Source organism: Propioniciclava soli (assembly GCF_014858005.1).
Lineage (GTDB): Bacteria > Actinomycetota > Actinomycetes > Propionibacteriales > Propionibacteriaceae > Propioniciclava > Propioniciclava soli.
This window is the reverse complement of record NZ_JACYOT010000008.1, coordinates 97,704-117,328: the sequence shown is the minus strand read 5'-3', so window position 1 is coordinate 117,328 and position 19,625 is coordinate 97,704. Positions and strand designations below refer to the sequence as shown.

18 protein-coding genes are annotated in these 19,625 nt (G+C 73.1%); 12 read left to right on the top strand and 6 right to left on the bottom strand.

Going from position 1 to position 19,625, the window contains the following annotated elements; genetic code table 11:
• The first annotated feature begins 124 nt into the window (after positions 1 to 124).
• The 3 genes from IFY26_RS10450 (at position 125) to IFY26_RS10440 (ending at position 5,074) form a co-directional block, all read left to right on the top strand.
• On the top strand, positions 125 to 850 hold the full coding sequence (locus IFY26_RS10450) for a hypothetical protein (protein ID WP_232548950.1): 726 nt from the start codon (positions 125 to 127) through the stop codon (positions 848 to 850).
• A 458-nt stretch (positions 851 to 1,308) separates the two neighbouring features.
• Positions 1,309 to 3,753 (top strand): bifunctional lysylphosphatidylglycerol flippase/synthetase MprF, encoded by a 2,445-nt coding sequence (locus tag IFY26_RS10445; protein WP_232548949.1) that lies wholly within the window; start codon positions 1,309 to 1,311, stop codon positions 3,751 to 3,753.
• Positions 3,746 to 5,074 carry an alpha/beta hydrolase gene (locus IFY26_RS10440; protein ID WP_232548948.1) on the top strand — a complete coding sequence of 443 codons (1,329 nt, stop codon included), beginning with the start codon at positions 3,746 to 3,748 and terminating at the stop codon, positions 5,072 to 5,074. The genes IFY26_RS10445 and IFY26_RS10440 overlap by 8 nt, the downstream gene beginning before the upstream one ends.
• A gap of 12 nt (positions 5,075 to 5,086) precedes the next feature.
• On the opposite strand, the gene coaA is transcribed toward IFY26_RS10440, so the two are convergent.
• The gene (coaA, locus tag IFY26_RS10435; protein ID WP_232549031.1) at positions 5,087 to 6,046 is read right to left on the bottom strand and encodes a type I pantothenate kinase; all 960 of its coding nucleotides are present in this window, start codon (positions 6,044 to 6,046) and stop codon (positions 5,087 to 5,089) included.
• Between the two features lie 37 nt (positions 6,047 to 6,083).
• Here coaA and glmS point away from each other — a divergent pair, with 37 nt between their 5' ends.
• Together glmS and IFY26_RS10425 are read left to right on the top strand one after the other, a co-directional pair.
• A complete protein-coding gene (gene glmS / locus IFY26_RS10430) occupies positions 6,084 to 7,928 on the top strand; it encodes a glutamine--fructose-6-phosphate transaminase (isomerizing) (protein WP_232548947.1) in 1,845 nt (614 codons plus the stop codon).
• Between the two features lie 10 nt (positions 7,929 to 7,938).
• Positions 7,939 to 8,286, top strand: a complete 348-nt coding sequence (locus IFY26_RS10425; protein ID WP_232548946.1) for a holo-ACP synthase — start codon at positions 7,939 to 7,941, stop codon at positions 8,284 to 8,286.
• Between the two features lie 19 nt (positions 8,287 to 8,305).
• On the opposite strand, the gene IFY26_RS10420 is transcribed toward IFY26_RS10425, so the two are convergent.
• Together IFY26_RS10420 and IFY26_RS10415 are read right to left on the bottom strand one after the other, a co-directional pair.
• On the bottom strand, positions 8,306 to 9,460 hold the full coding sequence (locus IFY26_RS10420; protein WP_232548945.1) for a glycosyltransferase family 4 protein: 1,155 nt from the start codon (positions 9,458 to 9,460) through the stop codon (positions 8,306 to 8,308).
• A gap of 106 nt (positions 9,461 to 9,566) precedes the next feature.
• Positions 9,567 to 10,841 (bottom strand): cytochrome P450, encoded by a 1,275-nt coding sequence (locus IFY26_RS10415; protein WP_232548944.1) that lies wholly within the window; start codon positions 10,839 to 10,841, stop codon positions 9,567 to 9,569.
• A gap of 233 nt (positions 10,842 to 11,074) precedes the next feature.
• Between IFY26_RS10415 and tsaE the strand changes: the two genes are divergently transcribed.
• From tsaE to IFY26_RS10380, 6 genes are read left to right on the top strand one after another with little or no spacing between them, the layout of a single operon-like run.
• A complete protein-coding gene (gene tsaE / locus IFY26_RS18225; protein ID WP_332836181.1) occupies positions 11,075 to 12,049 on the top strand; it encodes a tRNA (adenosine(37)-N6)-threonylcarbamoyltransferase complex ATPase subunit type 1 TsaE in 975 nt (324 codons plus the stop codon).
• Positions 12,046 to 12,693, top strand: a complete 648-nt coding sequence (gene tsaB, locus IFY26_RS10400) for a tRNA (adenosine(37)-N6)-threonylcarbamoyltransferase complex dimerization subunit type 1 TsaB (RefSeq protein ID WP_232548943.1) — start codon at positions 12,046 to 12,048, stop codon at positions 12,691 to 12,693. Before tsaE ends, tsaB begins: the two co-directional genes overlap by 4 nt.
• The gene (locus IFY26_RS10395; protein WP_232548942.1) at positions 12,690 to 13,175 is read left to right on the top strand and encodes a GNAT family N-acetyltransferase; all 486 of its coding nucleotides are present in this window, start codon (positions 12,690 to 12,692) and stop codon (positions 13,173 to 13,175) included. The genes tsaB and IFY26_RS10395 overlap by 4 nt, the downstream gene beginning before the upstream one ends.
• Positions 13,168 to 14,211: a tRNA (adenosine(37)-N6)-threonylcarbamoyltransferase complex transferase subunit TsaD gene (tsaD, locus tag IFY26_RS10390; protein ID WP_232548941.1), complete on the top strand. Its 1,044-nt coding sequence runs from the start codon at positions 13,168 to 13,170 to the stop codon at positions 14,209 to 14,211. Before IFY26_RS10395 ends, tsaD begins: the two co-directional genes overlap by 8 nt.
• Before the next feature lie 46 nt (positions 14,212 to 14,257).
• Positions 14,258 to 15,211, top strand: coding sequence for a DMT family transporter (locus IFY26_RS10385; protein WP_232548940.1), 954 nt, complete (start codon positions 14,258 to 14,260; stop codon positions 15,209 to 15,211).
• A complete protein-coding gene (locus IFY26_RS10380) occupies positions 15,211 to 15,708 on the top strand; it encodes an NUDIX hydrolase (RefSeq protein WP_232548939.1) in 498 nt (165 codons plus the stop codon). The genes IFY26_RS10385 and IFY26_RS10380 overlap by 1 nt, the downstream gene beginning before the upstream one ends.
• Before the next feature lie 121 nt (positions 15,709 to 15,829).
• Here IFY26_RS10380 and IFY26_RS10375 read toward each other — a convergent pair whose 3' ends face one another.
• The 3 genes from IFY26_RS10375 to IFY26_RS10365 are packed head-to-tail and all read right to left on the bottom strand — an operon-like array spanning position 15,830 to position 17,859.
• The gene (locus IFY26_RS10375) at positions 15,830 to 16,903 is read right to left on the bottom strand and encodes a polysaccharide pyruvyl transferase family protein (protein ID WP_232548938.1); all 1,074 of its coding nucleotides are present in this window, start codon (positions 16,901 to 16,903) and stop codon (positions 15,830 to 15,832) included.
• Position 16,904: 1 nt separating this feature from the next.
• Positions 16,905 to 17,489, bottom strand: a complete 585-nt coding sequence (locus IFY26_RS18220; RefSeq protein WP_232548937.1) for an acyltransferase — start codon at positions 17,487 to 17,489, stop codon at positions 16,905 to 16,907.
• A gap of 7 nt (positions 17,490 to 17,496) precedes the next feature.
• A complete protein-coding gene (locus IFY26_RS10365; RefSeq protein WP_232548936.1) occupies positions 17,497 to 17,859 on the bottom strand; it encodes a DUF2200 domain-containing protein in 363 nt (120 codons plus the stop codon).
• A 40-nt stretch (positions 17,860 to 17,899) separates the two neighbouring features.
• Here IFY26_RS10365 and IFY26_RS10360 point away from each other — a divergent pair, with 40 nt between their 5' ends.
• Positions 17,900 to 19,621, top strand: coding sequence for an NAD-dependent malic enzyme (locus tag IFY26_RS10360; protein ID WP_232548935.1), 1,722 nt, complete (start codon positions 17,900 to 17,902; stop codon positions 19,619 to 19,621).
• Positions 19,622 to 19,625 lie beyond the last annotated feature (4 nt).

The following is a 19,625-nucleotide window of genomic DNA, read 5'->3' as shown; positions in this document are numbered from 1 at the left end:
GTGTGGTGGCTATGGTGTTCATTGTGCCGGTCCACAGATCGGCGCGTGGCGCGCGCCCATCGCCTCTCGACCCACCCTCTCGCGGGGTGTGCGCCCCAACCCAACCTCGTGTCAGGAGACAGTCATGACCACATCCCCCCGCCCTCACGACGGCGCCAACCGCGCCCCGGAGGCCGCAACCGCCGCCTCCACCCGCACCGTGGACACCGATGGCGCCTCGCGCGTCGAGCGGCGTCCCGCGCGTGACGACCACGCCGTGCAGGAGGCGCTGATCGGCACCGACCGTTCGCGCCGCACCCCGAACATCTCGTGGGGCTCCATCTTCGCCGGCGTCGTGACGTTCCTCGGGCTCACGGTTGTGCTGAACATCGCCAGTGCTGCCATGGGTCTCGACGGCGTCTCGGGCGTCGCCACCGGCATCTGGTCGCTCATCGCCCTGGCCCTCGCGCTCGCCGTCGCGGGTTACGTCGCCGGTGCGCTGGCCGTCCGCGGTGGTCTGCTCCACGGCTTCCTCACCTGGGCCACCTCCATCCTCGCCGTTCTCGTGCTCGCGGGGTGGCTGGGTGGCGCGCTGCTCGGCGCCGTCGGCAACCTGGCCGGGGTCGTCTCCTCGCAGGTCGACGTGACCGCGCAGCAGGTGGAGGACGCCGCCACGCAGGCCGACCAGCAGGTCGACCAGCAGCAGGTGGAGCAGCAGGCCGCGCAGACGGCCGAGCAGGCCTCCACCGCCGCGTGGTGGACCTTCGGTGGCGCACTGCTCGGTGCCGTCGGCGCCGCAGCTGCCGGTGCCGCCGGCTCGCGCAGCGTCATCAACCGCGAGACCGAGCTCACCACCGCCGACCGCCGCTGACGCGGCACCCACCCCGCGCGGGTGGGAGGCACGTTCCCGCGGGGGCGCCACCGACCGGTGGCGCCCCCGTCTGCGTGCCCGTTCGTTCACGCCGGCCCCGGGAACCACCGGACGCGCAGCGCAGCGACGGGGGGCGCGGGCCCGCTCCACCCCTGGACGGGCCCTGCTCATGCGCGGGGACGAACCGGTCGCGCGCCGGCCCGGTGCCGCGTCGGGCCGTCCTAGCATGGCCCTGGGCCGCGCGAGGGCGGCCACCAGGACAGGACGGTGCGATGACCCTTGGCGGTGCGGGGGCCCGTGGCGGTGCGGGGGCCAGTGGCGGTGCGGGGACGCAACCACCCACCTCGGACGGCCCCTTGGCGGCCGTCGTGGCACGCCGGCGGCGCTGGTGGCCGGGCCCCGGCTGGGGCAGGTCGGCCCGGCTGCTCTCCGATTGGCTCCGCCCGGCGCCGGTCAGCGTGGCACTGGCCGTTGTCGTCGTCCTCGTCGGGACGCTCGGCCGGGCCGTGGGTGGGGAGGCCTTCGCGGCGCTGGCCGTGCACGCCGCCGAGCCGGCCCGGTGGGCGGCCTGGCTCACGAGCACCGTCTGGACCCCCTCGTTGCCCTCCAGCCTGGTTGACGGGTTGCTCGTGGTCGCCGTCGGGGCGCCGGTCGAGCGCTTCCTCGGCCGCACCCGCTTCCTGACCGTGGGCCTGGCCGCGTCCGTCCTTGGTGTGGGCGTGCTCCATGCCGTCCACCCCCTGATCGCCCTGCTCGACCGGCCGTGGGCCGAACACCTGGCCGGGGCCCCGGCGGGTGGGCCGCTCGGCGTCGTGGTCGGGGCGCTGGCGGCCGCGAGCATCCGCATGGACGCGTTGGCCCGGCGGCGCATCCACACGGTCTTGTTCGTCTGGCTCAGCGCCCTGGTGGCCTTCGGCGGGGGTGCCGACGACATCGCGCAATGGGGCGCCGCCCTGGCGGGGGTGGGCCTGGGCCTGCTCGCCTGGCGCGGCAGCGCGCCGGAGCGCTCCCTCGTGGGCACGCGCCACGATGCCCGGACGATCCTCGCCCTGGTGGTGGTGGCCGTGACGGCCGGGACGCTGTTGTCGGCGTGGTCGCCACTCCCGGTGGGGCCACTCGCGGCGGCGCGGTTCGCCGTCGACTCGCCGCTCGCCGACCCGGTGACCGTCACCACCACCTGTCTGGAGCCGGACCGCCTCGTGGAGTGCGCCGGTGCCACCTACGCCGCCCGGACCCACGGCCCGAGCGCCGCCGCCCTGGCCGCCCTGCCACTTGTGCTGCAGCTCGTGATGGCCGGCGGGCTGCGCCTCGGCCGGCGGGCCGCCGCGCTCGGCACCATCGTGCTGCAGTGCGGCATGGTCATCCTCGCCGCCGCTCACCTCGCCGTCATGCGGTGGATGTTCGAACAGACCGGCACCGACACCGCACCGCTGCTCGGCCTGGCCGACGACGGGACGCCGTCGGCCCGCCTCATCGTCCCCCTCGTGGTGCCGCTCCTGCTGGCGATCCAGGTCGCGCTGCACCTGCGCAGTTTCGGCATGAAGACCCGGCCCGGCACCTTCCGACGCTTCTGGGGGTGGGTCGGCATCGCCGTCGCCGCCGGCCTCGCGATCGTGTGGGGCGCGGGCCTCGCGGTGGCCGACCAGTTCCTGCCGACGGCCACCGCGCCGCTCCTGTTCGCCGACTACGCGGTGCGCCTGCTGCCGACGGGGGCCCTGGCCCTGGTCACCCCCACGCTCGAACCGGACTCGGCCGTGGCCGTCGCCGTGGCGGAGTGGGTGCCCGTGGCCGTCTGGGTGGTGGTGACGGTGGCATGGTTCCGCGCCCAGGGTTCGGCCCCCGCGATTCGGCCCGGGCAACGAGAGGATCTGGCCGCCCTGGTGCGGCGCGAGGGCGCCGGTTCGCTCGGGTGGATGCTGACGTGGCCCGGCAACGACGTCTGGCTCAGCCCTGACGGGCGCTCCGGCTTCGCGTACCGCGTGGGCAGCGGCGTGGCCCTCACCGTCACCGACCCGGCGACCGCGCCCGACGACCTGAGGGACGGTCTGGTCGACTTCGCCACCGCCTGCACGGCCCAGTCGTTGGTGCCGGCTCTCTACTCGGTGCACGCGCCCACGGCGGACCAGGCACGGGCCCTCGGCTGGGCAACCGTCCAGGTGGCGGAGGAGGCCGTGATCGACCTGGGCGGCGTCACCTTCTCCGGCAAGGCCTTCCAGGACGTCCGGACGGCGCTCAACCGGGCCACGAAGGAGGGGATCACCGACCTGTGGACGACGTGGGACGGCTGCACCCCCGGGCAACGCGACCAGGTGCGGGCCATCTGCGACGCCTGGTTGGCCGACAAGGCGCTGCCCGAGATGGGGTTCACGCTGGGCGGGGTCGCCGAGCTGGACGCCGAGACGCGCCTCGGGCTGGCCGTGGACGCCGAGGGCGCCGTCCACGGGGTCACGTCGTGGCTCCCCGCCCACCGGGGCGGTGCCGTGGTGGGGTGGACGCTCGACGTGATGCGCCGTCGCGAGGGCGGGTTCCGCTCGACCATGGAGTTCCTCATCGCGCGCGCGGTGCTGACGGCGCAGGAGCAGGGGTTCGCGTTCGTCTCCCTCTCCGGCTCGCCCCTGGCCCGCAGCGGTGGTTCCGCCCCGGGGGAGGGCCCTGCCGCGTCGGCGACGCGGCTGGAGGGCGTCCTCGAGGTGCTCGGCACCCTGCTGGAACCGGTGTACGGCTTCCGCTCCCTGCTCGCGTTCAAGGCCAAGTTCGGCCCCCGCTTCGTGCCCCTGTACCTTGCCGTGCCCGACCTGCTGGACGCCCCCACCGTGGGGCTTGCCATCGCGCGGGCCTACCTCCCCGACCTCGGCGCCGCGGACGCGGCCCGCTTCGCCCAACGGCTGGTGAACCGTGACTGAGCTGCTGAACGGCATCCCGCTGCTGACGGGGTGGGCGGCACCGACCGCCTGGGCGCTGACCGTCCTCGTCGTCACCCTGCTGGGCTGGACGCGCACGCGCCACCTCGGCGCCGCGGGTCGCGCCGCCGTCCTCGGCGGCGGTCCGGTGGTCGGGCTGGCGTCCTGGGTGGCGGTCGACGTCGTGTGGCGCCCCGTCGCCGACGGTCTGGGGTGGTTCGTCTGGCTCTGGGTCGGCATCGTCGCCTTGGTCGTCCTCCAGGCCGTCGTGGTGCCGCGCCGCTCCCGGGCGGGGCGGCGACGCCGCCGGCTCGATGGCGCCCTGGGATCCCTGGCGGCGGTCGCGGCCGTGTTGGTGGCCGCGCTGCTCGCCGTCAACGCACACTTCGGTGCCTACCCCACGCTCGGGGCCGCCCTGGGCCTGACGGTGGAGCCGGGCACGTTGGCCGACCTGCCGCAATCCGCGCCCGAGAGCGCCAGCAGCCGGCCCCCCGGGCCGCTGTTGGCGAGCTGGACGCCGCCGGCCGACCTGCCGGCGACCGGCCAGGTGGTCGAGCAGGCGATCCCGGCCAGCGACCCACGCTTCGCGCCCCGACCCGCCCTGGTCTACCTGCCGCCGGCCTACCTCACGGCCGACCGGCCGCTCCTGCCGGTGCTGGTGCTGCTGGCGGGCCAGCCGGGGGAGCCCCGAGACTGGTTCACCGCGGGCAACGCGCAGGCGAGTCTGGACGCCTGGGCGCAACGGCACCACGGGCTGGCCCCGGTGGTCGTCGTCCCCGACCCCCTGGGGTCCAACACCGCCAACCCCGTGTGCAGCGACGCGCACCTCGGCAACGTCGCCACCTACCTCCAACGAGACGTGCCGGCCTGGATCGAGCAGAACCTCCAGGTGGACACGGATCGCAGCCGGTGGGCCATCGGCGGTCTGTCCAACGGCGGCACCTGCGCCCTGCAGGTGATCACGCGCGACCCGCAGGCCTACCACAGCGCGCTGGTGCTCTCCGGCGAGCTCCACCCCACCCTCGGCACGCCCGAGGAGACCATCGCGGTGGCCTTCGGCGGGGATGCGGACGCCTACGCCGACAACGATCCCCTGACCCTGCTGGGGCGAAGGTTGTACTCCGGCACCGCCGTGCTGTTCTCCGCCGGCGTCGACGACGAGACGTACCTGCCGGCGGTGCAGCAACTGGAGGCGGCGGCGAAGGCGGCCGGCATGACGACGGAGCTGCGGACCTACCCGGGCGGGCACATGTGGAGCGAGTGGGCCACGGCGTTCGCCGACCAGCTCGACTGGCTCGGCGTCCGCCTGGGCCTCACCAGCTGACCCGCCCCGGCGTCAGACCTTGCGGATCCGAATCCAGTCGATGTCGTGGTCGGCGTCCTTGCGCAGGATGACCGTGGCCCGGCCGCGCGTGGGCAGGATGTTCTGCTCCAGGTTGGGGCCGTTGATCGTGTCCCAGATCCGCTCGGCGTAGGCGCGCGCCTCCGGTTCGTCCAGCGCGGCGTAGCGGGTGAAGTACGATCGCGGGTCGCGGAACGCCGTTTCGCGCAGCCGCATGAACCGCTGCAGGTACCAGGCGCGCAGGTCGTCGGCGGCCGCGTCCACGTAGACGGTGAAGTCGAAGAAGTCGCTCACGGCGAGCGCCATCGAACCGTCCGGACGCCGCCGCGCCGGCTGGAGCACGTTCAGGCCCTCGACGATCAGGATGTCGGGTTGGCGCACCACCGTGGAGCGGGCGGGGTCGATGTCGTAGCGCAGGTGGCTGTACACCGGGACGGACGCCTCGGGCACGCCCGACTTCACGTCCATGACGAAGCGGAGGAGCGCGTTGCGGTCGTAGCTCTCCGGGAATCCCTTCCGGTCCATGATCTGGCGTCGCTCGAGCTCGGCGTTGGGGTGGAGGAATCCGTCGGTGGTCACCATCTCGACGCGGGGGCGTCCCGGCAGCTGGGTGAGCAGCTCGCGCAGCAGGCGGCTCGTGGTCGACTTGCCGACGGCGACCGAGCCCGCCACGCCGATGACGAAGGGGGTGCGGCCGACGCCGAGGCGCAGGAAGTCGTGGGTGCTGGCGTAGAGGCGTCCGGTGTTCTCGACGTAGTGGTTGATGAGTTCGGTCAGGGGCAGGTACACCTCGCTCACGGTCTGCAGGTCGATGGTGTCGAGGCGGGAACGCACGCGGCGCAGCGTCTCCTCGGAGAGCTCCACCGGCAGGGAGCTGGACAGTTCTGCCCACACCTGCCGATCGGCACGGACGTAGGGACCGAACTCGTCCAACGGAGCTGCTGGGCGGGGCATGTCCGGCTCGGTGTGCTCCGACGCTAGGCTGGCGACCATGTGCGGCATTATCGGGTATGTGGGGCCTCGCGAGGCGCAGAAGGTCGTGATTGACGGGCTCCGGCGCATGGAATACCGCGGCTACGACTCGGCGGGAGTCGCCGTGGTGGCCGACGGTGAGGTCGGGATCGCGAAGAAGGCGGGCAAGCTCGCCAACCTCGAGGCCGAGGTCGCCGCCTCACCTCTGCCCGCCGCCAGCTTCGGCATCGGACACACCCGCTGGGCCACGCACGGCGCCCCCACCGACGCCAACGCGCACCCGCACCGGTCGGCGTCCGGCCGGGTGGCCCTGGTGCACAACGGCATCATCGAGAACTTCGCCAGCCTGAAGGCCGAGCTGGAGGCGGCCGGGGTGGAATTCACCTCCGAGACCGACAGCGAGGTGGCCGCCCAGCTCGTCGGCCGCGAGGTGGACGCCGGTGCCGACCTCGCCGACGCGTTGCGAACGGTCAGCCGCCGGCTCGAGGGGGCCTTCACGTTGGTGGCGCTGGATGCAGAGCAGCCCGACCGAATCGTGGCGTCACGGCGCAACAGCCCGCTCGTGGTGGGCGTCGGCGACGGTGAGATGTTCGTGGCCTCCGACGTCGCCGCGTTCATCGAGCACACCCGCGAGGCCGTCGAGCTGGGGCAAGACCAGATGGTCGACGTGACCCGGGACGGCTACACCGTCACCGACTTCGACGGGCACGACGCCCCCAGCAAGCCGTTCGTCATCGACTGGGACCTGTCGGCCGCTGAGAAGGGCGGCTTCGACTGGTTCATGCGCAAGGAGATCTTCGAGCAGCCGAAGGCAGTGGCCGACACGCTGCTCGGCCGCTTCGACGAGAACCACCGCCTCACCCTCGACGAGGTGCGCATCAGCGAGACGGAACTGAAGAGCATCGACAAGGTCGTGATCGTCGCGTGCGGCACCGCCTACTACGCCGGCCTGGTCGCTAAGTACGCCATCGAGCACTGGACGCGGGTGCCCTGCGATGTAGAGATTGCCTCCGAGTTCCGCTACCGCGACCCGATCATCGACCCCCGCACCCTGGTGGTCACCATCTCGCAGTCCGGCGAGACCGCCGACACGCTGATGGCCGTGCGGCACGCCCGCGTGCAGGGCGCCAAGGTGGTCGCGATCTGCAACACGAACGGCTCGACGATTCCGCGGGAGTCGGACGCCGTGCTCTACACCCACGCCGGCCCCGAGATCGGCGTGGCGTCGACCAAGGGCTTCCTGACGCAGGTGGCGGCGTGCTACCTCCTCGGGCTGTTCCTCGCCCAGGTGCGCGGCACCAAGTTCGGCGACGAGATCGCCACGGTGATGACCGAGCTGGAGTCGATGCCCGCCAAGATCCAGCAGGTGCTGGACGCCTCCCAGCAGGTGCTCGACCTGGCCGAGGAGCTGCACTCGGTGCGTTCGGTGCTCTTCCTCGGCCGCCACGTGGGCTACCCCGTGGCGCTGGAGGGGGCCTTGAAGCTCAAGGAGATCGCCTACCTGCACGCCGAAGGCTTCCCGGCCGGCGAGTTGAAGCACGGCCCGATCGCCCTGGTGGAGCCCGGGATGCCGGTGTTCGTGATCGTGCCGCCCCGGGGCCGCGACCAGCTGCACGACAAGGTCATCTCGAACATCCAGGAGGTGCGGGCCCGCGGGGCGCGCACCATCGTGCTGGTCGAGGAGGGCGACGACGAGGTGAATCCGTATGCCGACGTCACCCTGCGGCTCCCGCAGACGTCCACGCTGCTGCAGCCCCTGCTGGCGATCGTGCCGTTGCAGCTGTTCGCCTGCGAGGTGGCGACCCTGCTCGGCCACGACGTGGACCAGCCCCGCAACCTCGCAAAGTCCGTCACGGTCGAGTGAGCGTGCCCACGTGATCCTGGGCATCGGGGTTGACGTCTGCGCGATCGACCGGATCCGGGACGCCTGCGCGCGGCCCGGGTTCGTCGACCGTGTGTTCACCCTCGCCGAGCAGCGCGGCAGCGAGCAGACCCTCGCCGGCCGGTTCGCCGCGAAGGAGGCCCTGGCGAAGGCGCTGGGCGCGCCGCTGGGGCTGCGGTGGTCGGACTGTGAGGTGCTCTCCGACGAGACCGGTCGCCCGTCACTGGTCGTCACCGGCACGGTCGCCGATCGGGCCGACGAGCTCGGGGTCAATCGGCTGCACGTCTCCATCAGTCACGACGCCGGCGTCGCGGTGGCCATGGTCGTCTGCGAGGGCTAGGCCCGGCGCGGCGGGCGTCTCAGACGCGACGCCCCGCGGCCACGAGCGGCCGGACGGCGCGCTCGCGCGCCAGGTCGAGCGCCGTCCGGTAGTGCCCGACCAGCTGGTGGCACACGCCGCGCCACGTGCGGGGCTCCATGGCGACCCGGGCGGCCTCACCCATCGCGCGACGTTTGGCGTCGTCGCCGAGCAGGTCGGCCACGTGGGCCCGGAGGCCGGCCAGGTCACCCGGCGCGTACAGCCAGCCGGTGCGGCTGGGGTCGATCAGGTCCACCGGGCCGCCGGACGCCGGCGCCACGGCGGGGACGCCGCTGGCCATGGCCTCCTGGATGGTCTGGCCGAACGTCTCCAGTTCGCCGGGGGTCACGAACACGTCGAAGGACGCGACCGTGCGGGCCAGCTCCTCGCCCCGCAGCTGCCCGGTGAACACGGCGTGGGGGAGGGCGGCCTCCAGGGCGGCCCGCTCGGGGCCGTCGCCGACCACCACACTCGTCGTGTCGGGCAGGTCGGCCAGCGCCGCCAGGTCGGCCACCTGCTTCTCCGGCGCCAGGCGTCCGACGAACCCGACGATGCGGCGTCCGGCCGGGGCCAGCGAGGCCCGCAGAGCGTCGTCGCGGCGTCCGGGGTGGAAGAGGTCGGCGTCAACCCCCCGACCCCACCGGGCCAGGTGCGTGACACCGAGGCCCCGCAGCTGCGCGATGCTGGCCGCGCTGGGTGCCAGGGTGAGGGTGGCGGTGGTGTGCGTGGTACGCACCCGCTGCCACAGCAGGGCCTCCAGCGCGGGGACGCCGTAGCGCGCGGCGTAGCCCGGCACGTCGGTCTGGTAGACCGCCACGGACGCGACGCCGAGAGCGTCCGCGGCCAGGGCGCCGCGCAGGCCGACGTTGATGGGGGAGGCCAGGTGGACGACGTCGGGGGCGAACTCGGCCAGCGTCTGCTCCAGGACGAACTGGGGCGTGGCACACAGCCGCACCTGCTGATAGCCGGGCAGGGGCACCGACGTCATGCCGACGACCGGGACGCCCCGGTAGTCCTTCGGCGCGCCGGGGGCGTCCGGCGCCAGGAGCAGCACCTGGTGGCCGTGGTCGACCAGATGGTCGAGCACACGGAGCACGGAGTTGACGACGCCGTTGACCTCGGGGAGGAAGGACTCGGTGAGGATCGCCACGCGCATGCCTCCATGGCAGCAAGGCAGGGTGGCGTCGCGGCGGGGGTTGCGTGACGCGTCAACGACAACCCGGTGAACGATCGCCGCCCCGTCGACGCCCCCCGCGCTCGCGTCAGCGGTGGAGCGTGACGAGTCCACCGCTCGTCGGCCGGGTGGGCATCTCGCGCCAGGAGAAGTCGAGGCCGTCGGGCAGGATCTCGACGCCGGGCTCGCACAGGGCCGCGATCGTGGTCGCCAGCGAACTGACGGCGATCTTCTCGCCCGGGCAGCGGTGGGTGGTCTCCACGTCGCTGCCGCCCTGGGGGATGAAGGTCACGATCTGCTCGAAGTCGACCCCCAAGAAGCGTTCGGGGTCGAACTCGTCGGCGCGCTCCCACGAGGGCCCGGTGTTGGTGTTGAGGATGTCGATGAGCAGCCGGTCGCCCTCGGACACCTTCTCGCCCTCGAACTCGAAGTCGGTCCGCGCGAAGGCCGGCAGCACCGGCACGAACGGGTAGTAGCGACGCACCTCCTGGGCGAACGCAGTGGCGAGCGGGCCGTCGACCAGGGTGCCGCGCTCGGCGGTCTCGGCCTGGATGCGCTCCCGCCACTCGGGCCGCTCGAACAGCGCCTTCGTCGCGAACGCGGCGAAACGTGCCACGGCGATGTGCGGCCGGAAGGTGTTCTGCATCTCCAACCCCGCCGTCTTCTCGTCCAGCAGGGTGCCGTCGAGCTCGCGGAAGGTGGCCCACGCGTGCAGCGACGTGCCCGGCTCCGCGTTGCGCTTGCCGGAGCGCTGCTCGCCGATCACCTGCGCGCACCACCGGTTCGTCAGGCGCCGGTTCACCCACGCCTTCGCGTGGTCGAGGTTCGGGTGCGCGAAGCCCTCCACGATCTCCCCCAGACGGGTCGCCTGCACATCGAGGTCGGCGTCGCGGCCCTCGATGCCCGCCCAGCGCAGCGAGGCGCGGCCGTAGGCGATCACCATCGAGTCGTAGACGCTCTCGGGGTGCTTGGCCCAGCGCTGCATGGCCTCGCGCACCTCGGCCTCGATCATGGGCTTGATGCGCTCCACCTGCGCGTCGTCGTAGCAGACCGCCACGAACGTCTTCTTGCGGTGCAGGTGCGCCTCGTCGTCGAGGGAGTGCACCGAGCCGTTGCCGAACAGCGAGCCCTGGATGGGGGCGGGCATCGCCCCCGACCGCTTGACCTTCGATGCGTCGTAGAACAGGCGGACGCCGTCGGCGCCGCGCAGCAGCAGGGCGGGCTTGCCCATGACGCGCAACCACAGCGGCCGGTCGTCGTCGGCGTGCGTGACCTCGCGACGCCGCTTGCCGGTGAACAGGTACCCCTCCCGCAGGAACGGAACGATGTCGTCGTGGGGGAACGGGCAGGCTCGGCTCGTCATGGTGAGTCCTCTCGGGCGTCGATGGGCTCGATGCTAGTCGTTCGGCCCCGACGCACGGCACTCCATGAGGGTGGCGGCCCGGCTCCGCCCGGCGGCGGCATGAGGGTGGCGGCCCGGCTCCGCTCGGCGGCTGCGTGGGGGGGCCGGCACGGCTCGCGCCGGGTCGCGGCGCTACGATGGACCCACTCGCGCAGCCTCCCACCGAAGGCAGCTTCCCACCGAAGGACGACCCGATGCACGGTGCTGCCCCCGAACTGGCCGTCGCCACCCTGGCCGACGGGCGGCGGCTCGCCGTGCGCACCCTGACGCCGGACGAGGCACCCCGGGCGCTCGAGATCGTCCAGCGTGCCTTCGCCGCGCGCCCCCGGATCGGCGCGCGCGCCCAGGCGTTCTCCGATGATGCGGACGGCTTCCGCCGGGTGGCCGCGTCCGGTGGCGCCTTCGCCGCGACGCTGGACGGCGAACCCGTGGGCGTCACCCTGGTGACCCATCGCGACGACGGCTCGGTGCGCATCGGGCGCGTGGGCGTCCTGGCCGAACACCGCGAACAGGGCGTCGCCACCTTCCTCATCACCGTCATCCTCGACCTGCTGGCCTCGCGCGGCGAGGCCGAGGTGCACCTGCTGGCCCGCCGCGAGTACCCGCACCTGCGCCGCTGGTGGGAGCAGCACGGCTTCACCGTCGACGGTGACGAGGGCGACTGCCACGTGATGCGCCGGCCGCTGCCGGTGAGCGTGGCGGTGCCGGACGCCGACGCCATGCGCGCGCTCGGGCAACGCCTGGCCGGCCTGTTTGCGCCCGGTGACCTCGTCATCGCCACGGGTGATCTCGGCGCCGGCAAGACGACGCTGACCCAGGGCATCGGCGCCGGGCTCGGCGTCGAGGGTCCGGTGATCTCGCCGACATTCGTGCTCGCCCGCGTCCACCGCTCGGTGACCGGCGGGCCCGACCTCGTGCACGTGGACGCCTATCGGCTGGGCTCCTTCGCCGAGTTGGACGACCTCGACCTGGACGCCTCGCTGCCGGCCTCGGTGACCCTCGTCGAGTGGGGCGCCGGGGTGGCCGAGCAGTTGGCGTCCGACCGCCTGCACATCGACATCCGCCGCGGCCTGGACCCGACGGACGAGACCCGGTGGGTGTTCCTCACCCCGTTCGGCACCCGCTTCGACCGTGCGGCGCTGGCCGCCGCCGCGAAGGAGAACCCATGACCGTCATCCTCGGCCTCGACACCTCCACGTCCGTCGTCGCGGGCCTGGCCGTGGGCGACGCCGCGCCGCGCGTCGCCGTCGTCGACGACACCCGCGCCCACGCCGAGCAGCTGATGCCCCTGGTGCGGGAGCTGCTGGGTGGGGCGGGCCTCGCTCCAACGGATCTGACCGGCATCGTCGTCGGCGTCGGGCCGGGGCCCTTCACCGGGCTGCGGGTGGGCGTCGTGACGGCCCTGACGCTCGGCGAGGTGCTGGGGGTGGCCGTCCACGGCGTGTGTTCGCTCGACGTGGTGGCCGCCCAGTGGGCCGCGAGTGGTGCCCCGGACGAGTTCGTCGTGGCCTCCGATGCCCGTCGGCGCGAGGTGTACTGGGCCCACTACGCGCGCGGAATGCGCGTGTCCGGCCCGCACGTGAGCGCGCCCGACCGGGTGCCGCCACTGCCGTTGGCCGGCCCCGGGGCCACCCTGGTGGGTGAGGCGTCCGGGCCGACGGTGCTGGACGGCGGCGTCCTCGCCGCCCGCGGCCCCACGCTGCCGGACGCGGGCCGTGAGCCCCTGTATCTCCGGCGTCCCGATGCCGAGGTGCCGGGAGCGCCGAAGTCGGCCCTGCCGCAGCCGCGGGTGGCGTTCGGGATGCGGCCGTGAACCCGCGGGGTGGCGTGGGCGCGCCGACCATCCTGCCCGCCGGTCGGTCCGACCTGGGTGCCATCACGGCGCTGGAGGCCGAGGCGTTGGGCGGGGCCTGGAGCCGGGAGTCGTGGGCCGAGGAGCTGGATTCGCCCCGCACGGGGGTGCTCGTGGCGCGGGCCGCGGGGGACGTGGTGGGGGTGGTCGCCCTGCGCCACGTCGAGGATGTGGCCGATCTCGATCGCGTGATCGTCCGGCCCGACCATCGACGCGGGGGGCTCGGCCGGCGTCTCGTCGGCGCCGGCCTGGCGTGGGCCCGGGAGGTCGGCGCCGAACGCGTCCTGCTGGAGGTGGCCGCGATCAACGCCCCCGCCATCGCCCTGTACGACGCCTGCGGCTTCAACCGCGTGGCCGAGCGGGCGCACTACTACGGGCCGGGGCAGACGGCGCTGGTGTTGGAGACCTCCATCGCCACGACCCACGGGGGTGGAGATGAGTGAACCGCTGGTGCTCGGCCTCGAGTCGAGCTGCGACGAGACCGGGGTGGCGCTGGTGCGCGGCCGGGAGCTGCTGGCGCACGAGGTGGCGAGTTCGGTGGAGCAGCACGTCCGCTTCGGCGGGGTGGTGCCCGAGGTCGCCTCCCGGGCGCACCTGCAGGCCATGGTGCCGACCCTGCAGCGGGCGTGCGCGTCCGCCGACGTCGATCTCGCCCAGATCGACGGGGTGTGCGTGACGGCCGGGCCCGGGCTGATGGGCGCGCTCGTGGTGGGCCTGTCGGCCGCCAAGGCCATTGCCATGGCGCTGGACAAGCCGCTGTACGGGCTGAACCACCTGGTTGGCCACGTCGCGGTCGACCTGCTGGACCACGGGGCCCTGCCCGAGCGCTTCGGCGCCCTGCTGGTGTCGGGCGGTCACACGTCGCTGCTCGTCGTGGACGACATCACGAGCGCGCTCACCGAGGTCGGCGCCACCATCGACGACGCCGCGGGAGAGGCGTACGACAAGGTGGCCCGCCTGCTGGGCATGGGTTACCCGGGGGGTCCGGTGATCGATGCGGCCGCCGCCGGCGGAGATCCGCGGGCCATCGCGTTCCCCCGCGGGCTCACCAGCGCGCGCGACCTGGAGCGGCATCGCTTCGACTTCTCGTTCTCCGGGTTGAAGACCGCCGTGTCCCGCTGGGTCGAGACCCGGCGGCTGGAGGGGGGCGACGTGCCGGTCGCCGACGTGGCGGCCTCGTTCCAGGAGGCCGTCGCCGACGTGCTCACCGCCAAGGCCATGGACATGTGCGCCCACCACGGCCTCGACACCCTGGTGCTCGGCGGGGGCGTGGCCGCGAACTCACGCCTGCGCGGGTTGCTGGCCGAGCGGGCGGACGCCGCGGGCGTCACCGTGCGCCGCCCGCGTCCGGGCCTGTGCACGGACAACGGGGCCATGATGGCCGCGCTCGGCGCCGAGGTGATCCGGCGCGGCCACCGGCCCAGCAGCCTGGAGATCGGGGCCACCCCGGGCCTGCCCGTGGGCACGGTGCTGGTGTGAGCGGAGCCACCTCGGCCGTCGGCGTCCTCGCTCGGCGCGCGATCCGGTGAGCCGCACCGCCCGCTCCACGCTGTTCCTGGTGGCCTGCTCGCTGATCTGGGGGTTCACGTTCGTCGCGCAGCGGCTGGGTGCCGAACACCTGGGCGCGTACGCGTTCAACGCCGCGCGCGGCGTCCTCGGCACCCTGGCTCTGCTGCCGCTGGTGGCGGTGCTGGACGCCCGCGCCCGGCTCAGCCCCCGCGAGCGAAGCCTGGCGTGGCGCGGCGTCGTCGCGCCCGGGGTGTTCATCGGGCTGATGCTGACCGGTGGGCAGACGCTGCAACAACTCGGCATCGAGCAGACCACGGCCGGCAACGCCTCGTTCGTCACCGGGCTCTACATGGTGCTCGTGCCCCTGGCCGGGGTGCTGTTCGGGCAGCGGACGAGCGGGTTCACCTGGGCCGGCGTGGCCCTGGCCGTGCCGGGGCTGTTCCTGCTGACGTGGACGGGGGGCGGCATCGGCCCGGGCGACCTACTCGTGTTGGTCGGCACCCTGTTCTGGACGTTCCAGATCCTCGGCGTCGGACGCGTCGCCCGGCACGTCGACCCGATCCGGCTGTCGGCGGTGCAGTTCGCGGTGATGGCGGCGGTGTCCGCCGTGATCGCGTGGGTCGCGGAGCCGGCCCCGTTCGCCGGGCTGGTGCCGGCGCTGGGGGCCGTGCTGTTCGCCGGCATCCTCTCGACGGGGGTGGCGTTCACGCTGCAGGTGGTCGGTCAGCGGCACGTGAAGGCGTCGATCGCCGCGATGATCATGGCGTTGGAGGCCCTGTGGGGGGCCGTGGGTGGCGCGCTGTTTCTGGGCGAGCGGTTCACGCCCGCCGGTTACGTCGGGGCGGCGCTCATGATGGCCGGCATCCTGCTCGCTCAGGTGCCGAGCCGTGCCGAGCGCGAGCAGGACGCCGAGGTCGCTGCGGTGCCCGTCCCCGTCCCGCCGGCCACGGCGCTGAGGGAGGACGTCTGATGCCCTACGCACCCGTGCTGACCACGCTGGCCTACGTCGTGCGGGGTGAGGAAGTGCTGCTGGTGCACCGGACGTTCCGGGAGGACGACGCCGCGCACGGCAAGTTCAACGGCCTCGGCGGCAAGGTGGAGCCCGACGAGGACGTCGTGGCGGGCCTGCGGCGGGAGTTGCGCGAGGAAGCGGGCCTCGAGGTCACGTCGTGGGTGTTGCGGGGGACGGTCAGTTTCCCGGGCCTGGGCGCGGGTGAGGAGAGTGAGCTGGCGATGGTGTTCGTGGTCGACGGCTTCGCCGGCGAGCCGCCGCCGTCGAACGAGGAGGGCCCCCTGCACTGGGTGCCTCGCGACCGCTTGGGCGAGCTGCCGATGTGGGAGGGCGACCTCTTCTGGCTGCCGCACGTCTTCGACCCAACGGTCGGGCAGTTCCACGGCGTCCTGCCCTACCGCGACGGCCACCCCACGGGCTGGTCGGTGAGCATCCAACCGGCGGGAACCGGTTGACTGAGCTCCTCTGCCGTAGCGGTGCCCGTGGTGCACGAAGAGCGCCGCCAGGGGCGGGGAGCGAAGTGGCTGGGTGGGGCCCCCTCCGGATCGGGCTGTGCGCCTGTGGACGCCGCGGGCATCAGACCAGTGCGCGCAGGCAGTCGCGGGCCGCGTCCAGCATCGGCTGCGCGGTGGGCCGGACGTCCGCGGCGGCCGCGGTGAGGTCGTCGGAGCGGTCCAGGAGGCCGCGGACGGCGTCGCGGGGGTCGGCGTCCGCCAACGAGACCACGTGGGGCCACCCGACCGCCGACAGCAGCGGCGCGAACTTGCGCGAGTAGGCCAGCGGGATCGCGGGCGTGCCGACCGACAGGGCGTTGAGGCAGGCGTGCATGCGCGAGCCGAGCACCAGGCGGGCCCCGCGCATGGCCCGGCGCACGTCGGTCAGGTCGCTGGGCACCACCTGGTCGAGCCCGAGTTCGTCGCCCAACGCGCGCACCACGGCCACGTCGCTGTCGGCGGCGTCATCGGCCTCGAGCACGTGCGAGAGCAGTGTCACGGTGCGTCCCCGCTCCTGCAGGTCGGCGATCACGCCGCGCACCAGTTCCTGGTACCGCGAGGCGGGCCCGTGGCTGTCACTGGTCCACAACAACCCGGACACGTTGAGCAACACGTCGCGCTCCGGGCCCGGCTCGGGCACGTCCAGGGCGAAGACGACATCGGTGGTGAGCACGTCGACCGGACGCCCCAGCGCGCGGGCGGCGTCCGCCGAGAGCGGATCGCGGGCCATGACCTTGGTGGCGCGGTGGAGCGACCAGCGCCCGATGGCCCGGCCGCGCGGGGTGTCGAAGGGGCCGACCGTCTGCGGGCCCATCACCAGCGGGACGCCGCAGGAGCGGACGAACTCGGCCATGCTGCTCATGGCGAACAGGCGCTGCAGGCCGTAGATGTCGGCGAAGGAGTCGCCGGCGCGCATGTCCACCACGTAGTCGAACGAGCGCACCCAGGAGCGCAGCCCGGCTCGGTCGGTGACGCGTTCGCGCAGCAGCGTCCGGGGCACGCCGATGTTGACCGGTGCCGGCCCCTGGCGGTAGGACTGGCAGACGACCTCGCTGCCCGGGTGAGCCAACCGGACCAGCGCCGACGTCCCCTCGCCCAACACGCGGACGCCGAGGTTCGACGACGCATCCTGGGCCCACAGCGTCAGCACGCGCATGTCACCACCACCACGTCATCGCGCCGGGCCCGGCCGGCGTGTAATCCAACCCCCGCGGCCGTTCGCCGAGCTTCGTCGCGGGGACCCCACCGACCAGGGTGTAGGGCGCCACCTCGCCCCGCACCACCGCATGGGCGGCGACCACGCACCCCTCGCCCAGGTGGGCCCCCGGCAGGATGGTGACGCGCGGGCCGACCCACACGTAGTCATCGATGCGAATCGGAGCGGTCACATAGTCAAAGCTGGGGGAGCGCCATTCGTGCTGGGCCGTCCAGAGGTGCACCTGGGAGGACAGGTTCACCCGGTCGCCGATGGTGATGCCCCCGCGGGCGTCCAGGATCGCGTCCTCCCCGATGGAGGAGTGGGCGCCGATCGCCAGCGCCTCGGCCCGACGCACCTGCGCACCGTGGTACACGGCCGCGGTGGGGTCGACGGTCGCCCCGTAGCTGCGCAGCAGGGCTCGCCGGACGTGGTGGGAGCGGATCGTGCCGCCGAGTTCCAGGACGGTGAACTCGGCATCCGACCACCGCTTGCGCGCAAAGCGTTTCAGCGAGGTGAGCCTGGAACTGATCGAGGGTGACGGCACCGGGTCACTATAGCGAGGCGTCCCCGCGGCGGATCGAGGCCATCTTCTTGCCGCGTGCGACCTCGTCGACCAACTTGTCCATCCACCGGATCTGCTGCATCAGCGGGTCCTCGATCTCCTCCACGCGGTGCCCACAGATCACCCCGGTGATGAGCGACGCGTTCGGGTTCATCGCGGGCGCCGACGCGAAGAACGACTCCAGGCTCACCCCGGCGTCGATGGCCCGCTGCAGGCCGGCCTCGTCGTAACCGGTGAGCCAACCGATCACCTCGTCCACCTCCGCGCGGCTGCGGCCCTTCTTCTCGGCCTTGGTCACGTAGTGCGGGTGGATGGCCGCGAAGGGGGTGTCGAGGATGCGGTGGCGGGGCATCGCGCCACGCTACCAAGCGTCCGACCGCTACAGTGCCGCCATGCCCCAACGCCCCTATGAGATCCTGCCCGGCAATCACGGTTCGCGGATCCGCGTGAACGCGCGCGGCAGCGCGGTCCTCCGCGTCCCCCGGCTCAACCGCGGCACGGCGTTCACGCACGAGGAGCGCGAGCAACTGGGCCTCAAGGGGCTGCTGCCGGAGCGGGTCACGCCGCTGGAGGGGCAGCTCCACCGCGCCTACACGCGCTTCGTGCGGGCGCACCACCCCCTGGAGAAGTTCTCCTACCTCCAGGGGCTGCGGGACCGGAACACCGTGTTGTTCTACCGCCTGCTCAGCGAACACCTCGACGAGATGATGCCGATCGTCTACACCCCGACGATCGGCGATGCGATCCAGGAGTTCAGCCTCTGGTACCAGCAGATCAGCGGCGTGTTCTGCTCCATCGACGCGCCCGACCGCATCGAGGACGCCCTGCGCGCCTTCGGTCGTGACCCCGAGCAGGTCGACATGCTCATCGTCACCGACTCCGAGGGCATCCTGGGCATCGGCGACCAGGGCGTCGGCGGCATCCAGATCTGCCTGGGCAAGAAGAGCCTCTACACCGCCGCCGGCGGCGTCGACCCCGACCGGATGATCCCCGTCGTGCTCGATGTCGGCACCGACAACCTGCAACTCCTCAACGACGACCTCTACCTCGGCCTGCGCCACGCGCGCGTGCGGGGGGAGCGCTACGACGCCTTCATCCGCTCCTTCGTCGAGGCCGCGCAACGGGTTTACCCCCACGCCATGATCCACTGGGAGGACTTCGGGGCCGACAACGCCCACCGCATCCTCACCACCTACCGCGACGAGATCTGCACGTTCAACGACGACGTGCAGGGGACGGCGGCGGTGGTCGCTGCGGCGTTCATCGCCGGCGTGCGCGCGAAGGGAGAGCGCCTGTCGGACCAGCGCGTCGTCATCCACGGCGCCGGCACGGCCGGCATCGGTGTGGCGGACCTGCTGGTCGACCTCATGGTGCAGGAGGGCCTCACCCCCGACGAGGCCCGGATGCGGTTCTGGGCCACGTCCAGCCGCGGGCTCATCACCGACGAGCCCACCAAGCGCTTCCGTGACTTCCAGCGTCCCTACGCCCGGCCAGCCGCGGAGCTGGCGGGCTGGCAGACGGACGCCCCCGGGCTGTACTACCTCGCCGACGTGGTGCGCAACGTGCACCCGACCGTTCTCATCGGCACCTCGGGTCAGCCCGGCTCGTTCCGCGAGAGCGTCATCCGCGAGATGGCCCACCACGTCGACCAGCCGATCATCATGCCGCTCAGCAACCCGACGATCCTCGCCGAGGCGACGCCCACGGAGCTGCTGACCTGGACGGAGGGGCGCGCCCTCGTCGCCACCGGGTCGCCGTTCGCGCCGGTGTCGCTGGACGAGACGACCTACACCGTCGCGCAGGCGAACAACGCCTTCGTGTTCCCCGGCATCGGGTTGGGGGTCGGCGTCTGCCGGGCCACCCGGGTGACGGACCCCATGATCGCCGCCGCGGCCCAGGCCGTCGCCTCGCTGGTGCGCATCACGCGGCCCGGTCAGTCGCTGCTGCCGAGCGTCCGCGACCTGCGGCGGGTGTCGGCCACCGTCGCCATCGCCGTCGCGCGCGCGGCCGAGGCCGACGGTGTGGCGGAGCGTCCGCTGACCGACCCGATCCAGCAGGTGTTCGACACCATGTGGCAGCCGGTCTACCCGGAGATGGTGCTGGACGAGGGCTGAGCCG